Here is an 18,313-nt window from a genome sequence, read left to right on the forward strand (position 1 = left end):
CGCAAGGTGCGGTGGGGTTCCAGCGGTGGCTTGCCGCGTCAGTCCTCGTCGCGGGTGCGCCCGGTCAGCCGGCCGATCAGGAACGAGGTGCGCGGTGCCCAGACATAGGGCGTGCGGCGCGCGGCGCGGGGGCGCATCCGCATGCGGATCAGACCGAAGATCACCAGCACGGCATGACCCGCGCCGATCATCACGAACATGGCCGAGGGGCCGTAGACCTCGATCAGGGTCGAGGCCATGAGCGGCGCGGCAATGGCCCCCAGCGCGAAGAAGAACATCAGCGCCGCCGAAAGCTCCACCCGTTCCGATGCATCGGCGAAATCATGGGCATGGGCGGCGGCGACCGAATAGATCGGAAAGGTCGTGGCCCCGAAAAGCGTGGCGGTCAGCAGGACGCCCGTGGTGCCAAGATCGCCGGTCAGCGCGGTCAGGGCCGAGCTGAGGATCGAGGCAACCGAGAGCCAGATCAGCACCCAGCGGCGGTCGTATTTGTCCGCCAGCCAGCCCACGGGGTATTGCGCCAGCGCGCCGCCCGCCACGAAAGCGGCCAGGAACCAGGCGATCTGGTCCACCGCCAGCCCCACGCCTTGGCCATAGACCGGGCCGACCATGCGAAACGAGGCGCTGGACAGCGCCGCCACCACCACCCCGGCCGCGGCCAGGGGCGAGCGTGTCACCGCCAGCATGGGGCGCAGACGCAGCGCGGCCGGTGTTTCAGGCTCTGCCGTGCGGGTCAGGGTGATCGGCAGAAGGGCCGCACAACACAGCAGCGCCAGCAGGTTGTAGGACACATAGGAGGCCGGTTCGAGCACCGAGATCAGCATCTGCGCCACCAGCGATGCGCCCATGTCCACCACGCGGTAGGTGCCCATGGCGCGGCCGCGCGTCTCGTTGGTCAGCTTGGCCTGCAGCCAGGCTTCGATCACCGTGTAGCAACCGGCCACGCAGAGGCCCGAAGCCACGCGCATCAGCGCCCATGCATAGGCGTCGATCACCAGCATATGCGCCAGAAGTCCGATCGCGCCAGTGGCGGTGAAGGCGGCGAAGGCGCGTGAATGGCCGATCGTGCCCATCAGGCGCGGCGCCCACCAGCAACCGATGAAGAAGCCCAGGAAATGCGCCGAACCCAACAGGCCGATCTGGGCATTGCTGAAATCAAGCGTCAGTCCCGACAATGCATCCAGCGGCCCCACGCCCCCGGTCGAGAGCTGTAGCAGGATGACCGACAGAAAGAGGGCCGCGAAAGATATCATCAGGCGCATTGTGTCAGTCCTGCCGATCCTGCCGGGGATGGCAAGGGGCTTGCACGTGTTTTGCGGGTCATTGCCTGAGTATTTGAAGAACGATGAAGGGGCAGGCGCGCGCCCTTTCATCGTTCTTCAAATACTCATCATGCAACCTAGGCCCGGATCGGTCCCGTGGCGGCATGGGCGGGGCCGGCCAGATGCCAGTCGCGGGGCGGGTCCTGGCGTGCGCGCAGGCGGCGCAGGGCCCAGCCCTGCCGCGCGGGGGTATGGGCGGGGGCCATGTGCCAGCGGGTCTCTACCCCCGGCGCGCCGCCCATTTCCGGGGTCAGGATCAGGCCAAGGGGCGCAAAGGCGCCTTCGGCGGCACCCGTTTCGGCGGCCAGATGCAGACGACGGACAGGCGTGAGGCCGGGCGGGCCGGGCAGGTCTGCCACCACAAGGGGGGCGGCGCCGCTGCGCAGGCATTCCTCCATGCACCACAGCAGATCTTCGGTACGCTGGGGGCTGACATGCACGAAGCCTTCGGGCCGGGCCAGGCCGTGCACCCCGTCGGGGTTGGGCCGGTCGGGCAGGTGGCGGGGTGCGATCCAGATGACCGGGCCTTCATGCTTGCGCTGCACCGTCCCGGCCAGCCAGATGGCAAAGCTGCGCCTTGCGGGGCCGCAGGCCTCGTGCAGGCGGGCCAGGGTCAGGCGGATGTCATCCGCCACCGTCAGCGCCGGGTGGGGGCGGTGCGGCGCGCGAGTCAGCAGGCTGGGGTTCAGGGGAATCGTCATGGCCGCAAGTTTAGCATGTTCTTCATTTGTTCCAACCTCCATTTCAGGGGTGACCCTGCCGTGAAAAGCGCTAGGGTCCGTCGCAAACAGCCAAAGAAGGAGAGTTGCGATGAAGAAGAACCCGCTGGGCCGCACCGGCCTGATGGTCAGCGAACTATGCCTGGGCACCATGACCTGGGGCACCCAGACCGCGCAGGCCGATGCACATCGCCAGATCGAGACTGCGCTGGATCGCGGTATCACCTTCATCGACACGGCCGAGATGTATCCGGTCAATCCGGTCGCGAAAGAGACCATCGGTCTGACCGAGGAGGTGATCGGCGCGTGGCAGGCCGCCCATCCGGGACGGCGCGGCGACTATGTGCTGGCGACAAAGCACAGCGGTGAAGGCCTGGCCCATGTGCGCGACGGCGCGCCGATTTCATCGGCCACGATCCCCGGCGCGATCGAAGGCTCGCTGAAGCGGCTGAAAACCGATGTGATCGACCTTTACCAGTTCCACTGGCCCAATCGGGGGTCGTACATGTTCCGGCGCAACTGGGGCTATGATCCCTCGGGCCAGAACCGGGCCGAAACCATCGCCCATATGGAGGATGCGCTGGAGGCGCTGCAGCGTCAGGTCGAGAAGGGCAATATCCGCCATTTCGGCCTGTCCAACGAAAGCGCCTGGGGTACGACCCAATGGGTGCGGATCGCCGATGAAAAAGGCTGGCCGCGCGCCGCCTCGATCCAGAACGAATATTCGCTGATGTGCCGGATGTATGACACGGACCTTGCCGAGATGAGCGTGAACGAGGATGTGGGCCTGCTGGCCTTTTCGCCGCTGGCGACCGGGCTTTTGACCGGCAAATACCGCGACGGGGCCAATCCCGAAGGGTCGCGCCGCAGACTGAACCCCGATCTTGGCGGGCGCAATACCGAGCGTGCGCATCTTGCGGTCGCGGCCTACCTTGATCTGGCGGCGGAGTTCGCGCTGGACCCGGTGCATATGGCGCTGGCCTGGTGTGCGGCGCGGCCTTTCATGACGTCGGTGATCTTTGGCGCCACGACACAGGCGCAGCTTGAACATGTGCTGGCGGGCGCCGGAATGGTCCTGCCCGAAGGGCTGGCCGCGCGCATCGATCAGATCCACCGGGCGCATCCCTTGCCTTATTGATCCCGAAGAAACAGACTTGACCGTATCCATATTTCCATTATTCAGGAAGTATGGATACGAACCTTGCCATTTCCGCTTTCGCGACGCTTGGCCATGCCGGGCGCCTGTCGGTTTTCCGGCTGCTGATGCGTCACATGCCGCAGGGCGTGCGCCCGACCGAGATCGCCGAGGCGCTGTCGATCAAGCAGAACACGCTTTCGCATCACCTGTCCGACCTTGAGCGCGCGGGGCTGATCCGCGTGAGCCGTCAGGGGCGGTCGCTGTTCTACAGTGTCGATCTGGAGCGCACCGGGGCGCTTGTCGCCTATCTGGCGGATGATTGCTGTCGCGGGCGGCCCGAGATTTGCGCCCATCTGACGGGGGCTGAACTGTTTTCCCATGACGAACAGGAGAACGGGATGTTCAACGTATTGTTCATTTGCACCAGCAATTCGGCCCGTTCGATCATGGCCGAGGCGCTTCTGAACGACATGGGGCAAGGACGTTTCCGCGCCTTTTCGGCGGGCACCGTGCCGCGCGGGGCGCCGCACCCGCGTGCGGTCGATCTGCTGAAACGGGCAGGCTTTGCGACCGAGGGTCTGCGGTCCAAGGATCTGGCGGAATTCGAGGGCGAGGATGCGCCGTGGATGGATTTCGTCTTTACCGTCTGCGACCGGGCCGCGTCCGAGGAATGCCCGCCCTGGCCGGGCCATCCGCTCAGCGCCCATTGGGGCATCCCCGATCCGGTCAAGGCGACGGGGGCCGAGGCGGAACAGGCGCTGGCCTTTGCCACGGCCTTTGATGCGCTGCGCCGCAGGGTCGCGGCCTTCGTAGCGCTGCCCATGGATGCGCTGGACCGGATCAGTTTGCAAAAACGCATCGACGACATCGGCCGAGATGCCGTGCTGGAAGGAAGAAACGCATGACCCGTATCGCGCTGAACGGATTTGGCCGCATCGGCAAGCTGTTGCTGCGCGCCCTGGCGGATGATCCGGCACGGGGCGAGATTGTCCTGCTCAACGATCCCGCAGGCACGCCCGAACAACATGCGCTGTTGATGGAGTTCGACAGTGTGCACGGGCGCTGGCGGGGGCAGGTGGGCCATGATGCCGACAGCCTGACCGTGAACGGGCAACGGATGCAGGTGACAGCGCAAAAGCGGATCGAGGATCTGCCGCTGGCCGCGCTGGGCATCGATCTGGTGCTGGATTGCACGGGCGTGTTCAAGACCGCCGAAAAGGTCGCGCCCTATTATGCGGCGGGGGTGAAGAAGGTCATCGTCTCAGCGCCTGTCAAGGATGGCGGGGCGCTGAACATCGTCTACGGGGTGAACCATCACCTTTACGATCCGGCGCAACATGCGCTGGTCACGGCAGCCAGCTGCACCACGAACTGCCTGGCCCCGGTTGTGAAGGTGATGCATGAGAATATCGGCATAAAGCACGGATCAATCACGACAATCCATGATGTAACCAATACCCAGACCATCGTGGATCGCCCGGCCAAGGATATGCGCCGCGCGCGATCGGCACTGACCAACCTGATCCCCACGACCACCGGCAGCGCCACGGCGATCACGCTGATCTACCCGGAGCTGAAAGGCCGGTTGAACGGCCATGCGGTGCGGGTGCCGCTGCTGAATGCCTCGATCACCGATTGCGTCTTCGAGATGGCGCGGGCCACCACGGCTGAAGAGGTGAACCGCCTGTTCAAGGCCGCCGCCGAAGGCGACCTGCGGGGCATCCTTGGCTATGAAGAACGCCCGCTGGTGTCCTGCGATTATCGCGGCGATCCGCGATCGGCGATCATCGACGCGCCATCCACCATGGTGGTGAACGGCACGCAGCTGAAGGTCTATGCCTGGTATGACAACGAATGGGGCTATGCCTGCCGCATGGCCGATATCGCCCGCATGGTCGCGGGGACGATGTGAGCAGCACCGCCCCGAACGGTTTACGCGCCTATGTGGCGGTGACGGCGGCCTATTGGGCCTTCATGCTGTCGGATGGGGCGCTGCGGATGCTGGTGCTGCTGCATTTCAACGGGTTGGGGTTCAGCCCGGTGCAACTGGCCTGGCTGTTTCTGCTTTACGAGGTGGCCGGGATCGTCACCAACCTGTCGGCGGGCTGGATCGCGGCGCGGTTCGGGCTGACGGTCACGCTTTACGCGGGCCTCGCGGTGCAGATCGCGGCGCTGATGGCCCTGACGCAGCTTGACCCGGCATGGGGTGTCGCCGCGTCAGTGGCTTTCGTGATGGCGGTGCAGGGGGCCTCGGGCGTGGCCAAGGACCTGGCCAAGATGGCGTCGAAATCGGCGGTCAAGTTGCTGGCGCCAAAGACGGATGGCGGTCTGTTCCGCTGGGTGGCGCTGCTGACCGGATCGAAGAACGCGGTCAAGGGGGTGGGCTTTTTCCTGGGGGCGGCCCTTCTGGCGTTGATGGGCTTTGTGCCGGCGGTCTGGGTGATGGCCGCCGTGCTGGCGGTGATCCTGGCGGCGGTGATGCTGTTCATGCCGACGGGCCTGCCCGCGGGAAAGAAAGCGGCGAAATTCGCGCAGGTCTGGTCGCGCGATGCCCGCATCAACCGTCTGTCGCTGGCAAGGATGTTCCTGTTCGGTGCGCGCGACGTGTGGTTCGTGGTGGGCATCCCGATCTATTTCCAGTCGGTCCTGTCCGATGGCACGCCCGAGGGCGCGCGGGCGGCCTTTTTCCTGATCGGCGGTTTCATGGCGCTCTGGATCATCGCCTATGGTGCCGTGCAGGGGGCGGCGCCGCGCATCCTGCGCGCGGCGCTGCGCCCCGAACCCGAGATCGTGGGGCAGGCGATCCGCTGGGCGGGGCTGCTGGTGCCGATCCCGCTGGTTCTGGCGGGGCTGGCCCTGGTCGGGCGCGCGCCCGCCGATTGGCTGACGCTGTCGCTGGTGGCGGGGCTGCTGCTGTTCGGCTTTGTCTTCGCGATCAATTCCGCGGTCCATTCCTACCTGATCCTGGCTTTCAGCAGTGACGACCGGGTGACCATGGATGTCGGGTTCTACTACATGTCGAATGCGGCGGGGCGACTTCTGGGGACCTTGCTGTCGGGCCTGTCCTATCAACTGGGGGGGCTGCCGCTCTGTCTGGCGACGGCGGGGGTGATGGCCGGGGCCAGCTGGTGGGCGGTGCGGCGCCTGCGCGCCCTCTAGCCGATCTTCCGCTATCGTCTTGCATCACGCGGCAACGCCCCCCTAGGGTGGCGCCATGGCGGGCGCAGGTTCCGCCCGAGGGGGAGCCTTGATGCAACGTGTCACCATTCGTATGGCCCTTGGCCTGCTGGCGCTTGGCCTGATGGCCGCCTGCGCGGCGCCGCCCCCGCCGATGACGGGTTTTCGCGATCCCGCCGCGCCTTTCGCCTCGACCCAGCGGTTCGAGGCCGATCGCTTCCTGGGCAACTGGGTGCAGGTTGCGGCCTTTGCGGCCCCCGGCGAAGCAATCACGCCGCAGACCCATCTATATCGGCGCGCCACCACCGGGCAGATCGTGGCCGACATCACGGATAGCGGCGGCGCGACGCGGCGCGAGGTCTATGATCTGGTCGCCCCCGGTCGGTTGCGCCCGCGCGGACAGGACACGCCGCCGGGGGATCTGTGGGTGCTCTGGGTCGATGAGGGGTTTCGCACGGCTGTCCTTGGCACGCCTTCGGGGGCGCGGGCCTTCATCCTGGATCGCAGTGCAGCGCCTGCACCCGACCGGTTACGCGCCGCGCGCGAGATCCTGGACTGGTACGGTTATGACATGACGCGCCTGCAAAGCGCGCGGTAAGGCGCGGGCGGATCAGGTGATCCGGTCCCGCAGCGCTTGCAGATGGACGGGCAGATCACGGGCCGAGATGCTGGCCTCGCGCACCAGATGGTCGAAATGCCGGGTGAAGGCCTGCACGCGTTCGCTGTCGCGGAACGCCACGTAGTTGCGGCCGACGTAAAGCACCGCCAGCAGCGGGCCGAATAGGGTGATCGGCGCGGAATAGACGCGCCTTGCATCGAAAAGGTAGAGCCTGAGGCCGGGATAGAATTGCGCGTTCAGATCCATGAAGCGGTCAATCTGTTCCCGCCGGATCGCGGGTGACAGACCGGCATAATACCCGGTGCCCAGGGCAAAGCTTTCCATTTCGTGCAGCGGCAGGGCGATTTCATAGTCGGAATGCGCCCCCCGCATCCAGTCCAGACGATCCTGCGAGGCATTGATCGCCTGTTCCGTGGTGCGGCCCAGATGGGGCGTGTATTCCCATTCCAGCAGGTTGCGGGTCTTGAGCATGTCGGGCAGGGCGGCAGGCACATGGCGGATCTTGTAGCCTGCCGCTTCGCGGTGCCAGCTGAAGATCTGTTCATCCACCAGCGCGCGCGGCGCTTCGGTCAGCGACAGCGAGATCGCCATGAGGTCGGCGGCTGTTTCCGGCCGGTCCGACAGCGACAGCAGCCAATCCGCCGAAACCCCCAGCGCCGAGGCGCATTCACCCACGACCTGTGCATTCGGCAGGCGCGCCCCGTCGCCGCCCAGCAGTTGCGACACCGTGGAACGGTCCACCCCGATCCGCCGGGCAAGGCTGCTCTGGTTCAGGCCGCGCCGGTCCATCGCGGCGACAAGGCGTTGGCGGAATTGCGCGGCACGTTGCCGTTTGTCGATATTTTCACTCATATGTTGAAATATATCACGTTTGTCGAGAAATGTTAATCATTTCCAGAATTCAAACATGTCTGCATCCCGACTAAACCTCTGGGAAAGATGAAAAAGTCAGGTTTTCATGAGCAGTCGCACGCAGGGCGTTCCGGGCAAATCGATCGAATGGCCGACACTGGCCCTGCTGGCCGGGTGCTATGGGGTCTGGGCGATCGGCATGACATGGGCCGCGGGCTGGTTCCTGCCGCTGGGCATGGTGATGGTCACGCTTGCGGCGGCGCTGCATTCCTCGCTTTGCCACGAAGTGTTGCACGGGCATCCGACGCGGGCCAGGCGGCTGAACGAGGCGTTGGTGTTTCCGGCGCTGACGCTTTTTATCCCTTATCTGCGCTTTCGCGACACCCATCTGGCGCATCATCAGGACGCAATCCTGACCGATCCCTATGACGATCCGGAAAGCAACTACCTTGATGCCAGCGACTGGGAGCGGCTGTCGCCATGGATGCAGGCGGTGCTGAACCTCAACAACCGGCTGATCGGGCGGCTGCTGATCGGGCCGCTGGTGGGGCAGGTGGCCTTCATGGCTTCCGACTGGCGCGCGATCCGCGCCGGCGACAGGGCCGTTCTGCGCGGCTGGCTGTGGCATATCCCGGCGGTGGGGCTGGTGATCTGGTGGGTGACGGCCCTGGGGCAGATGCCGGTCTGGGCCTTTCTGCTGGCAAGCTATGCGGCGCTGTCGATCCTGAAGATCCGCACCTTTCTGGAGCATCAGGCGCATCTGCGCGCGCGCGGGCGCACGGTCATCATCGAGGATCGCGGCCTGCTGGCGTTCCTGTTTCTGAACAACAACCTGCATGTGGTGCATCACATGCATCCCAAGCTGCCATGGTACCGGCTGCCCGCCCTCTATTTCGCCAACCGGGACCGGTATCTTGCGCGCAATGACGGTTACATGTTTCCGTCCTATGCGGCGATCTTCCGGCGCTACCTGTTCAAGGCCAAGGACCCGGTGCCGCATCCCCTCTGGCGTCGCCCGTGATTTGAGGGCATGAGAGCGCCCATGGAAACATGGGTCATCGCAACTGTCCTGGCGGCCGCCTTTCAGACGGCCCGGTTCATGCTGCAAAAACAGCTGAGCATGGGGGCGTTGTCCACGGCGGGCGCCACTTTCGCGCGGTTCATCTATTCCTCGCCGCTGGTGTTGCTGCTGGTGGCTGTCTATCTGGCCCTTCAGGGGGTTGCGATGCCGGCGCTGTCGGGCCTGTTCTGGGTCTACGCGCTGCTGGGCGGGCTGGGGCAGATCCTGGCCACGATCTGCGTTGTGGCCCTGTTCCGGCAACGCAATTTCGCGGTGGGCATCACTTTCAAGAACACCGAGGTGGTGCTGACCGCCTTTGCCGGGCTTGTGGTGCTGGGCGAGGGGGTGACGCCTGCGGGTCTGGCCGCGATCCTGCTGGGGCTGGTGGGGGTGTTGGTGCTGTCGGGCACACCGGGGCTGACCGGCAACTGGCTTCGGCGCATCGCCTCGCGCGCGGCGGGTCTGGGGCTGCTGGCGGGGGCGCTTTTCGCGGTGTCCAGCGTGGCCTATCGCGGCGCATCGCTGGAACTGGCCAGCGACGATCCCTTTCTGCGCGCCATGGTCACGCTGGCGGCCGTAACGGCATCCCAGACCATCGCCATGACCCTGTGGCTGCGCTGGCGCGAGCCGGGGCAGATCCGTGCCGTGATCCTTGTGTGGCGGCGCGCCGTCTGGATCGGCCTGACCTCGATGGCGGGCAGCCTGTGCTGGTTCACGGCCTTCACCCTGCAGAACGTGGCCTATGTGAAGGCCGTGGGGCAGGTCGAGCTGATCTTTTCGCTGGCCGCGTCGATCCTGTTCTTCAACGAGAAATTCACGCGCCGCGAGGCGGTGGGCATCGCCCTGATCAGTGCGAGCGTCCTGTCACTGGTCCTATTCCTTTAAGGCGCAGGAACAGGCTTTCCTCTTCGTTGTTCTTGAAAAAGGGCACAGAGGCGGGCGGTTCGGTTTCCCTGGCCCTTGCGGCGACCTCGGCCAGCACCACCTCGGTGATGAAGGGCAGGTCGAATTCGCGCACGCGCGGCAGCGGGATCCATTGCAGATGCGAAAGCTCGTCACAGGCGGCGCTGAAATCATCGGGATCGCTGGCCAGATCATCGGCATCGACCAGAAAAAAACGCGCGTCGAACCGGCGGGGCCGGCCGGGTGGCGTGACGGCGCGGAACACGAATTGCAGCGGATGGGCGGCGGGCATGTGGCCGGTTGCGGCAAAGGTCTGCCAATCAGGCGGCGGGCTGGTCCAGAGGCCCTTGGCGCCCAGCACAAGGCCGGTTTCTTCCCACAATTCGCGGATCGCGGCGGCGGCCAGCGCATGGGCCAGATCGGGCGGCGCATCGTCACACAGCCGGCCGGCGCAGAGATCCGGCAAGGGTGTCACCAGCGGCACGGCGCGGTCGGCGTCATCGACGGCCCCGCCGGGAAAGACGAATTTGTCCGGCATGAAGGCTGCTTTCGATCCGCGCTGTCCCATCAGGACATGCGGATCGTTGTACCGGTCGCGCAGCACGATCACGGTCGAGGCGTTGCGGATTGCAGTCTTGTCGATGCTCATCTGGTCCCTTTCATTCCGAAAGGGTCACGCGGCCTTGGCGAACCCGTGCATCATCCGCGCCCATTGCAGGCCCACGATCGCCCCTTTCAGTCTGGGCAGAAGGTAGAGCGATAGCGCGACAGAGCCAAGGGCGAAGATGCTGAACAGGATCAGCGGCTCGGGGCGCCATGTCTCGAAGACGAACAGAAGCAGCGGCGCCATCAGGTGACCCACGAACAGGATCGTCAGGTAGGCCGGGCCATCATCCGCGCGATGATGGTGCAATTCCTCGCAGCAGACCGGGCAGGATTTGCGCACCGAAAGATAGCCTTTCAGCAGCGGTCCGCTGCCGCAATTGGGGCATTTGCCGCGCCATCCCTTCCACATGGCAGGCCATGTGTCGCGCGGTGTCGGCTTGTGTGCCGCGCCGTCGGGCGCTGCATGATCCGGGACGGTGTCTGTCTGCGGCGCCGTCATCGCGTGGGGGCTGTGCTGGTTCATGGAGGCCTCGGGTTCGGTCAAGCCGCGACCATCTGCCAAATCACGGGCCTTGAAAAGCGGTGATCCCTGCGCCGCGTCTACTTGTCGCAAAAATCCGCCAAGGGAAGGCGACGGGATGAACCTGTCGAAAAAGGTTGCGTGGCGTGCGACGGAAACCGCCGGTCGGCCCGTATCACCTGCACAACACGGGGCAACCGGGCCCCAAACTTGAACACGACCCCGGCCTTGAACACGACCCCGGCCTTGCGCCGCAGTCACACTGGAGAGACCAAGATGAAACGCAATATCCTGATGACAAGCCTGACCGCCCTTGCCCTTGCCGGCACGACCTTTGCCGCGATCGCCGCATCCGATGACAAACCGGGTCGGGCGGACCACCGGGGCGAGCGGGGCATGATGCTGCCCTTCGAAGAGATCGACGCCGATGCCGATGGCAAGATCACGGCCGAGGAAATGCAGGCCCATGCCGGGCTGCGCTTCGACGCGGCCGATACCGACAAGGACGGTTTGCTGGACGCGGCCGAGATGCAGGCGCAGATGCTTGCCCGTGCCACCGCGCGGATGCAGGAGCGCAGCGCGCGCATGATCGAGCGGATGGACCGGGATGGCGACGGCAAGCTGTCGGCCGAGGAAATGCGCGCAGGGCCCCGCAAGGGCGATCGTTTCGAACGGATGCTGTCGCGGCTGGACAAGGACGCGGATGGCGCGCTGTCGCGCGCCGAATATGAGGCCGCCCGCGAGATGCGCGGCGCGCATCGTCTGGGCGACGGGCATCACCGGGACCACAAGGGCGACTGATCGACGCCCCCTGACAGATGTGACGGAATGGCCCTGGCGGGCCATTCCACCCGGACGGGTCACCTGATTGCCGAAACGGCAGGGACAGGATAGGCCGGAGTGACGATGACAATGGCTTTCGATGCCCTTTCGGATCTGGCAGATGACGTGCTGCTGCGCCGCTTCGCCTTGGGCGATGCGGCGGCGGCGCGGGCGCTGACATTGCGTTTGACGCCGCGCGTGCATGCCCATGCCATGCGGCTTCTGGGCGACCGGGCCGAGGCCGAGGATGTCACGCAAGAGGCGCTGTTGCGGCTTTGGCGGATCGCGCCGGACTGGCGCGAGGGCGAGGCGCAAGTGACCACCTGGCTTTACCGGGTGACGGCGAACCTGGCGACGGACCGTCTGCGTAAACGGCGCGGCGTGGCGCTGGATAGCGTTCCCGAGCCGGAGGATGATGCACAGGGTCCGGCCGACCGGTTGCAGGACAAGGCGCGCGCGGCGGCCTTGCAGCGGGCCCTTTCGGCCCTGCCCGCGCGCCAGAGGCAGGCGGTCGTGCTGCGCCATCTGGAAGGTCTGGGCAATCCCGAGATTGCCGGGATCATGGAAATCAGCGCCGAGGCGGTCGAAAGTCTGATCGCCCGGGGCAAACGCGCCTTGACGGCTGCCCTGTCGGGGCGACGCGCAGAATTGGGGTATGACGATGACTGACGACGGCAAGACACCGCTGGATGATGACGGGCTGGAGCGCTTTTTCGATGCGGCGCGCCGCGACGCGCTTGACCCGTCGGATGCGCTGATGGCGCGGGTTCTGGCCGATGCGCTGGCGGCACAACCACCGGCCGCTCCGCGCCCGCTGCCGCGCCCCGGCGTTTGGGCGCCGCTGCGCGCGGCGCTGACCCAGTTGCGCGCGGCGCTGGGCGGCTGGCCTGCGCTGGGTGGGCTGGCGACGGCTGGCCTGATGGGGCTGGCCATCGGGATCGCCGCCCCTGCCAGCATGGCGGACCTGGCGACGGCGCTGCTGGGGCAGGGCGCGGACACCTATCTTGTCGACCTGATGCCGGAACTGGATTTCGACATCGCCATGGACCTGAGCGAGGGCTGAACATGACCAATCCGACCGATCCCCGATCCCCGACAAGCCCCGCCGGTGCGGCCCGTGCCCCCTTGGGCGGCTGGATCAAGGCGCTTTTGTTCATCTCGCTTGCCCTCAACCTTGCCGTGGCGGGCCTGGCGGTCGGCGCGATGCTGCGCCATGATGCCCTGCGCGACAGGGGGGGCGCGCGGGCCGATCAGTTTGGCGGGCCTTACACGGGTGCCCTGAGCCGCGAGGATCGCCGCGCGATCTGGCGCGAGATGCGCGCCATGCAGGCTGACGGGCGGCCGGGCCGGGCCGATATCCGCGCCGATTTCGATGCGGTGGTGCAGGCGTTGCGGGCCGACCCCTATGATCCGGCCGCGGTTCAGATCATCGTCGCGCGGCAGTTCCAGGCCGGGTTGGAGCGTCAGCAGATCGGCCAGGAGTTGTTGTTGCAGCGTATCGCCCAGATGGACCCCGCCGCGCGCGCGGCCTTTGCCGACAGGCTGGCGGATCGGCTTGAGCGACGGGACAACTGGCGCGAGCAGCGCCGCAACGAGCGCGGCCTGGCCCCGCGCGACTGATGGCGCGGACTGCGACAGGCTCATGATCACGCGGCAATCATGCGGCGGTATTGCTGATCGTCACCTGGTTGCGTCCGCAGGCCTTCGCGCCATAGAGCGCCCGGTCCGCCCGGTCCAGCAGCCTTTCGATGATTAGCGGCAGCGGATCCGACAGCTGGGGCTGGGGGCGATGGCCCATGGCGACGCCGATGCTGACGGTCATGGTGACGGCCAGATCCTGCCCCGGCACATCAATGGGATCCTGGGATATCATGCGGCACAGGCGGCGTGCGGCCACGCGCGCCTCGGTTTTGTTGGTGTCGGGCAGCGCGATCAGAAATTCCTCGCCGCCGATGCGGGCGATCAGATCCACGGCGCGCAGATTGGCGCGCAGCCGCTGCGCCACCTCGACCAGGACGGCATCGCCGGCGGCATGGCCGTAAAGATCGTTGATCCGCTTGAAATGGTCCAGATCCGCCAGCATCACCGCGAAGCGCCGGCCATTGCGCGTCGCGTGTTCGGCCATCCGCATCAGATGCGGCAACGCATAGCGGCGGTTGTAAAGCCCGGTCAGCGGATCTGTCACCGCCGCGCGCATGCCATCGCGCAGGGTGCTTCGCAATTGGTCGGCCATGCGTTTGCGGCGGATCTGGCTGGCGATCCGCAGATCCAGTTCCGCAGGATCGAACAGGCCCGCCACGACATCGCCCGCACCAAGGTCAAGCGCATCCGCGGCCATGTGGTTGTCCGGTTCCGGCAGGATGACGATCACGGCGGCATGGCGGGTTTCGGGATGGGCGCGCAGTTCTGACAACAGGCGCAGCCCGGGCGATGACAGGCTGCGATCCAGCACCAGCAGGCACAGATCCGGGGCGTTGTCGGCCGTGACATCGCGCAGGAAGCTACGGCTGTCATGCTGGCTGACCGCGCCTTGCGGTGCGGCCTGCAAGCTGTGACGCCAGGCCGGATTGTGCAGCGTCGGGTCGGTCAGGATGCAAATGCGCGGCGGGGTGACAAATTCCTGCGGGGCCTCGGCAAAGCCGAGGGCCCTGCTGGTGCCGCTGCGCAGATGCGATTCCTGCAGGCTGTCACCGACACGCATCAGGCTGCGCAATCGCCCCTGCAACAGCAGGTCATCGCGCGGAAAGGCCAGCAGATCCTCTGCCCCGGCCGCCAGCGCCGACAGGCGCAGCCCGTGATCAGCCTGCGCCGACAGCAGCAGCACCGGTGGCGGCGCCGGGGCGGTGTCGGGCAGGAAGGACGGTGCGGCCCTGGCGCCGGATTGATCCGGGCTTTCGCAAAAGCCGGTGATGCGGCGGCACAGCTCAAGGCTGTCGCAATCGCGCAGGCCCGCGCTGAGCAGAACAAGATCAGGCGCCTGCTGGGTGATCACCTCCATCGCTTCGGCCCCGGTGGCGGCCTGAAGCACATCGTAGAAAGCCGCCATCAGGCGCACCCGCAACAGGATGCGGTTGGTCGGAATGTCATCGACGATCAGGATTTTGCCGGGCATGGTCCTCAGCCTCAGAAAGCGGGCGGAGGGCCACTTGCCAACCGCGTTCCCGCAGTCTCTACTGAAACTGGTTAAGAAATTCTTTCCGGGCGCAAGAAAATGAAATCCGAGCAGGAAAAGGCCGAGATGCTGGCGATCGAAGCGCTGGGCTGGATGGCCGGAAATGATGAGGTTCTGGGGCAGTTCATGGCGGCCAGCGGCGCCAGCGTGGAAGACCTTCGCACCGGCGCCGCAGACCCCGCTTTCCTTGGTGCGCTGCTGGATTTCCTGATGCTGGAAGATGCCTGGGTCATCGCCTTTTGCGATGCGGCGCGTCAGCCCTATGATGCGCCGATGCGGGCGCGCGCGGCGCTGCCGGGCGGGGCGCAGATGCACTGGACCTGATCAGGCGCCAGCCCGTCAGCCAGCCTGCCAGCCAGCCTGTCAGAGGGTGTTCAGCGGTGCATCATCCTCTGGGCGCAGCTTGGTCAGCAGCGTGATCAGCGCCTCCTGTTCGCCGGGCTCCAGCCGCTCGGCCATGATCGCGGCGTTCTGCCGGGCAAAAGGGGTCGCGGCCTCGATCGCGGCGCAGCCCGCCGGTGTAAGCTCGACCCGCCGGGTGCGCCGGTCTTCGGTGCCGCTGGAGCGCGCCAGCAGGCCGTCGGCTTCCATCTGCCGCAGCGCGCGGCTGGTCGCGGTGCGGTCGATGCCCACGAACCCTGCGATGTCAGACGGCTGGGACAGCCCCTCGTTGCCCACGGCAAGAAGAATGCACCATGTTGTGCGGGTCAGGCCAAGCGTCTTCAATGTCTCGTCCAGCCGCCGCTCCTGCTGGCGCGCGGCGACAGAGAGGTGATAGCCCAGCGAGGCATGAAGGCGGTAAGGTCCGATACTGTCCATGGACGTCAAGCCACAGGATCGGCCCGCGAAAGTCAAGCGCGCGCAGGGCTTGCAACCCGACTGTTGCACGGCCACCTTATGGCAAGCCAGACAAGGGACACGGCGTGCAATGTGCCGCGTGCAGGGCAGGGGGCCGGGCGGAATGCGTATTGACGGGATCATCTTCGACAAGGACGGCACGCTGTTCGATTTCCGGGCGACATGGGATGTCTGGGCGCTGGGTGTGATCGACGAATTGTCGGCCGGCGACGCGGCGCTGGCGCAGCGCATTGCCGATGCGGCGGTGTTCGACCTGGCCGCGCGCGCCTTTCGCCCGGAAAGTCCGATCATCGCGGGCACCAATCGCGAAGCCGCCGAAGCGATCGGCACCGCCCTTCCGGGCCGCCCCGTCGAAGAGATCGAGAGCTTTCTGAGCATGCGCGCCGCGATGGCCCCGCTGGCCCCTGCCGTACCGCTTGATCCTTACCTGACCGGGCTTGCCGCACGCGGCCTGTCGCTGGGCGTGATCACCAATGACACCGAAGCCGGGGCGCTGGCGCATCTGGGCAAGGCCGGTGTGCTGGCGCATTTCGATTTCGTCGCAGGTTTCGACAGCGGGCATGGCGCCAAACCCGATCCGGCGCCGCTGCTGGCCTTCTGCCGCAGTACCGGGCTGAACCCGGCGCGCGTGGTCATGGTGGGTGACAGTCATCACGACCTGCTGGCCGGGCGGCGCGCGGGCATGCAGACGCTGGGCGTGCTGACCGGCACGGCGCTTGCGGCCGATCTGGCCCCGCTGGCCGATGCCGTTTTGCCCGATATCGGTCACATCCCGGCCTGGATCGACGCCTGATCCCCCCGCCGTATCGGTCTTGCGGCGGCATTCACGAAAAACGACGCCTTCAGTCGCAATCGGAAAGGCGCGCGGGGCGTGGTGGTAGTTTGCTGGTCTTCCGACTACGCAGGAGGCCGTGATGACGGAAGAGGTGCTTCGCAGGAAACGCAACGGTGGCCGGGCAGGTCATGCGACCCGTCGCGGCAAGGCCGCGATCGAGCAGATGCCATGGCGCCTGCCTGTCAACCTGGACCGGCCCATCGAACCCTTGACCGCCGAAGGCGTGCAGGCTGTCCACGAGGCGGCGATGTTCATCCTGGAAGATATCGGGATCGAATTCCTGAATCACGAGGCCCTGGATATCCTGCGCGACGCGGGCTGCACCGTGCAGGGCGAGAATGTCCGCATGGGCCGCGATTTCGTGATGGAGATGCTGGGCCGCGCACCCAAGCAATGGACGATCACGCCGCGCAACCCTGAGCGGCAGATCACCATCGGCGGCGATCACATCCTGTTCGGCAATGTCTCGTCCCCGCCGAACTACTGGGACATGGCGACGGGCCGCAAACTGTCCGGCACGCGCGAGATGTGCCGCGACCTGCTCAAGCTCAGCCAGTATTTCAACTGCATTCACTTCATCGGTGGTTATCCGGTGGAACCCGTGGATGTGCATGCCTCGGTCCGGCACCTCGATGTGCTTTATGATACGCTGACCCTGACCGACAAGGTGGCGCATGCCTATTCCCTGGGAAAGGAACGGGTCGAGGACGTGATGGAGATGGTCCGCATCGCGGGCGGGCATACGCATGAGGAATTCGACGCAAGCCCCAAGATGTTCACCAACATCAACTCCACCTCGCCGCTGAAACACGACATTCCCATGCTGGATGGCTGGATCCGGCTGGCGCGGCGGGGCCAGGGGCTGGTGGTGACACCTTTTACGCTGGCGGGCGCCATGGCGCCGGTGACGATGGCGGGGGCGGTGGCGCAAAGCCTGGCCGAGGGGCTGTGCGCGATCGCGCTGGCCCAGTGGATCAGGCCCGGCGCACCCTGCGCGATCGGGACTTTCACATCGAACGTGGACATGAAATCGGGCGCGCCTGCTTTTGGCACGCCCGAATACATGCGCGCGACCCAGATGACCGGGCAGCTGGCGCGGTTCTACGGCTTGCCGATGCGGTCCTCCGGTGTTTGTGCGGCCAATGTGCCCGACGGTCAGGCGATGTGGGAGACATCGCACAGCCTCTGGGCGGCGGTGCAATCGGGCACGCACATGGTCTATCACGCGGCGGGCTGGCTTGAGGGCGGGCTGATCGCCAGCCCTGAGAAATTCGTCATGGATTGCGAGGTGCTGCAACAGATCCAGCGCTACATGGAGCCCGCGACCTTTGCCACCACGCCCGAGGATCTGGCCCTGGAAGCCATCCGCGAGGTCGGGCCGGGGGGGCATTTCTTCGGCATCCAGCATACGCAGGACCGCTATGAGAAGGCGTTCTATCAACCCTTCCTGTCCGACTGGCGCAACTACGAGGCCTGGGACATCGCCGGTGCTGTCTGGACGCATGAACGCGCGCACGGGATCTATCGCCAGATCATGGCCGAGTTCGAAGCCCCACCGATGGATGTGGCCATTCATGACGAATTGCTGGCCTTTGTCAGCCGCCGCAAGGCGGAAGGCGGCGCACCGACCGATTTCTGATCCTCCGGCCCATGAAAGGGGCGGACACGCCCCTTTCGACCAATCGTGCCGACCCTTGCCCGACCCTTGCC

Annotated in this window: 21 protein-coding genes; 14 read left to right on the forward strand and 7 right to left on the reverse strand. The window is 66.0% G+C overall.

Features of this window, described 5'->3' with window-relative positions:
• Nucleotides 1-38 precede the first annotated feature (38 nt).
• Together ACFQ3C_RS01715 and ACFQ3C_RS01720 are read right to left on the reverse strand one after the other, a co-directional pair.
• Nucleotides 39-1,262: an MFS transporter gene (locus tag ACFQ3C_RS01715; RefSeq protein ID WP_380788623.1), complete on the reverse strand. Its 1,224-nt coding sequence runs from the start codon at nt 1,260-1,262 to the stop codon at nt 39-41.
• Between the two features lie 137 nt (nt 1,263-1,399).
• Nucleotides 1,400-2,023 carry an ImuA family protein gene (locus tag ACFQ3C_RS01720; protein WP_380788625.1) on the reverse strand — a complete coding sequence of 208 codons (624 nt, stop codon included), beginning with the start codon at nt 2,021-2,023 and terminating at the stop codon, nt 1,400-1,402.
• Between the two features lie 109 nt (nt 2,024-2,132).
• Between ACFQ3C_RS01720 and ACFQ3C_RS01725 the strand changes: the two genes are divergently transcribed.
• From ACFQ3C_RS01725 to ACFQ3C_RS01745, 5 genes are all read left to right on the forward strand, one after another.
• A complete protein-coding gene (locus tag ACFQ3C_RS01725; protein ID WP_380788627.1) occupies nt 2,133-3,179 on the forward strand; it encodes an aldo/keto reductase in 1,047 nt (348 codons plus the stop codon).
• A gap of 50 nt (nt 3,180-3,229) precedes the next feature.
• Nucleotides 3,230-4,084: a metalloregulator ArsR/SmtB family transcription factor gene (locus ACFQ3C_RS01730; protein ID WP_380788629.1), complete on the forward strand. Its 855-nt coding sequence runs from the start codon at nt 3,230-3,232 to the stop codon at nt 4,082-4,084.
• Nucleotides 4,081-5,091, forward strand: a complete 1,011-nt coding sequence (locus tag ACFQ3C_RS01735; RefSeq protein ID WP_380788631.1) for an ArsJ-associated glyceraldehyde-3-phosphate dehydrogenase — start codon at nt 4,081-4,083, stop codon at nt 5,089-5,091. The genes ACFQ3C_RS01730 and ACFQ3C_RS01735 overlap by 4 nt, the downstream gene beginning before the upstream one ends.
• 62 nt (nt 5,092-5,153) lie before the next feature.
• Nucleotides 5,154-6,338, forward strand: coding sequence for an organoarsenical effux MFS transporter ArsJ (arsJ, locus tag ACFQ3C_RS01740; RefSeq protein WP_380789105.1), 1,185 nt, complete (start codon nt 5,154-5,156; stop codon nt 6,336-6,338).
• A gap of 91 nt (nt 6,339-6,429) precedes the next feature.
• A complete protein-coding gene (locus ACFQ3C_RS01745) occupies nt 6,430-6,954 on the forward strand; it encodes a lipocalin family protein (RefSeq protein WP_380788633.1) in 525 nt (174 codons plus the stop codon).
• Between the two features lie 12 nt (nt 6,955-6,966).
• Here ACFQ3C_RS01745 and ACFQ3C_RS01750 read toward each other — a convergent pair whose 3' ends face one another.
• On the reverse strand, nt 6,967-7,827 hold the full coding sequence (locus tag ACFQ3C_RS01750) for a helix-turn-helix domain-containing protein (protein WP_380788635.1): 861 nt from the start codon (nt 7,825-7,827) through the stop codon (nt 6,967-6,969).
• 106 nt (nt 7,828-7,933) lie between these two features.
• On the opposite strand from ACFQ3C_RS01750, the gene ACFQ3C_RS01755 reads away from it, so the two are divergent.
• Both ACFQ3C_RS01755 and ACFQ3C_RS01760 read left to right on the forward strand, forming a co-directional pair.
• Nucleotides 7,934-8,848, forward strand: coding sequence for a fatty acid desaturase (locus ACFQ3C_RS01755; RefSeq protein ID WP_380788637.1), 915 nt, complete (start codon nt 7,934-7,936; stop codon nt 8,846-8,848).
• 21 nt (nt 8,849-8,869) lie between these two features.
• Nucleotides 8,870-9,772, forward strand: coding sequence for an EamA family transporter (locus tag ACFQ3C_RS01760; protein WP_380788639.1), 903 nt, complete (start codon nt 8,870-8,872; stop codon nt 9,770-9,772).
• Here ACFQ3C_RS01760 and ACFQ3C_RS01765 read toward each other — a convergent pair.
• Nucleotides 9,735-10,439 (reverse strand): NUDIX hydrolase, encoded by a 705-nt coding sequence (locus tag ACFQ3C_RS01765; protein WP_380788641.1) that lies wholly within the window; start codon nt 10,437-10,439, stop codon nt 9,735-9,737. The two genes, ACFQ3C_RS01760 and ACFQ3C_RS01765, sit on opposite strands and share 38 nt — an antisense overlap.
• 24 nt (nt 10,440-10,463) lie before the next feature.
• A complete protein-coding gene (locus tag ACFQ3C_RS01770; RefSeq protein ID WP_380788643.1) occupies nt 10,464-10,919 on the reverse strand; it encodes a DUF983 domain-containing protein in 456 nt (151 codons plus the stop codon).
• 273 nt (nt 10,920-11,192) lie between these two features.
• On the opposite strand from ACFQ3C_RS01770, the gene ACFQ3C_RS01775 reads away from it, so the two are divergent.
• From ACFQ3C_RS01775 to ACFQ3C_RS01790, 4 genes are all read left to right on the forward strand, one after another.
• Nucleotides 11,193-11,717, forward strand: coding sequence for an EF-hand domain-containing protein (locus ACFQ3C_RS01775; protein ID WP_380788645.1), 525 nt, complete (start codon nt 11,193-11,195; stop codon nt 11,715-11,717).
• A gap of 105 nt (nt 11,718-11,822) precedes the next feature.
• Nucleotides 11,823-12,407, forward strand: a complete 585-nt coding sequence (locus ACFQ3C_RS01780) for an RNA polymerase sigma factor (RefSeq protein WP_380789106.1) — start codon at nt 11,823-11,825, stop codon at nt 12,405-12,407.
• On the forward strand, nt 12,394-12,801 hold the full coding sequence (locus tag ACFQ3C_RS01785; RefSeq protein WP_380788647.1) for a hypothetical protein: 408 nt from the start codon (nt 12,394-12,396) through the stop codon (nt 12,799-12,801). Before ACFQ3C_RS01780 ends, ACFQ3C_RS01785 begins: the two co-directional genes overlap by 14 nt.
• Before the next feature lie 2 nt (nt 12,802-12,803).
• Nucleotides 12,804-13,358 carry a periplasmic heavy metal sensor gene (locus ACFQ3C_RS01790; RefSeq protein ID WP_380788649.1) on the forward strand — a complete coding sequence of 185 codons (555 nt, stop codon included), beginning with the start codon at nt 12,804-12,806 and terminating at the stop codon, nt 13,356-13,358.
• 37 nt (nt 13,359-13,395) lie between these two features.
• Here ACFQ3C_RS01790 and ACFQ3C_RS01795 read toward each other — a convergent pair whose 3' ends face one another.
• Nucleotides 13,396-14,850 (reverse strand): diguanylate cyclase, encoded by a 1,455-nt coding sequence (locus ACFQ3C_RS01795; RefSeq protein WP_380788651.1) that lies wholly within the window; start codon nt 14,848-14,850, stop codon nt 13,396-13,398.
• A 99-nt stretch (nt 14,851-14,949) separates the two neighbouring features.
• Between ACFQ3C_RS01795 and ACFQ3C_RS01800 the strand changes: the two genes are divergently transcribed.
• The gene (locus ACFQ3C_RS01800) at nt 14,950-15,234 is read left to right on the forward strand and encodes a DUF3572 domain-containing protein (protein WP_380788653.1); all 285 of its coding nucleotides are present in this window, start codon (nt 14,950-14,952) and stop codon (nt 15,232-15,234) included.
• 39 nt (nt 15,235-15,273) lie between these two features.
• Here ACFQ3C_RS01800 and ACFQ3C_RS01805 read toward each other — a convergent pair whose 3' ends face one another.
• Nucleotides 15,274-15,729 (reverse strand): MarR family winged helix-turn-helix transcriptional regulator, encoded by a 456-nt coding sequence (locus ACFQ3C_RS01805; protein ID WP_380788655.1) that lies wholly within the window; start codon nt 15,727-15,729, stop codon nt 15,274-15,276.
• Between the two features lie 142 nt (nt 15,730-15,871).
• Between ACFQ3C_RS01805 and ACFQ3C_RS01810 the strand changes: the two genes are divergently transcribed.
• On the forward strand, nt 15,872-16,561 hold the full coding sequence (locus tag ACFQ3C_RS01810) for an HAD family hydrolase (RefSeq protein WP_380788657.1): 690 nt from the start codon (nt 15,872-15,874) through the stop codon (nt 16,559-16,561).
• Nucleotides 16,562-16,682: 121 nt separating this feature from the next.
• On the forward strand, nt 16,683-18,242 hold the full coding sequence (locus tag ACFQ3C_RS01815; RefSeq protein WP_380788659.1) for a trimethylamine methyltransferase family protein: 1,560 nt from the start codon (nt 16,683-16,685) through the stop codon (nt 18,240-18,242).
• Nucleotides 18,243-18,313: the final 71 nt, after the last annotated feature.

The sequence above is a fragment of the Seohaeicola saemankumensis genome (assembly GCF_042678485.1).
GTDB classification, from domain to species: domain Bacteria; phylum Pseudomonadota; class Alphaproteobacteria; order Rhodobacterales; family Rhodobacteraceae; genus Seohaeicola; species Seohaeicola saemankumensis.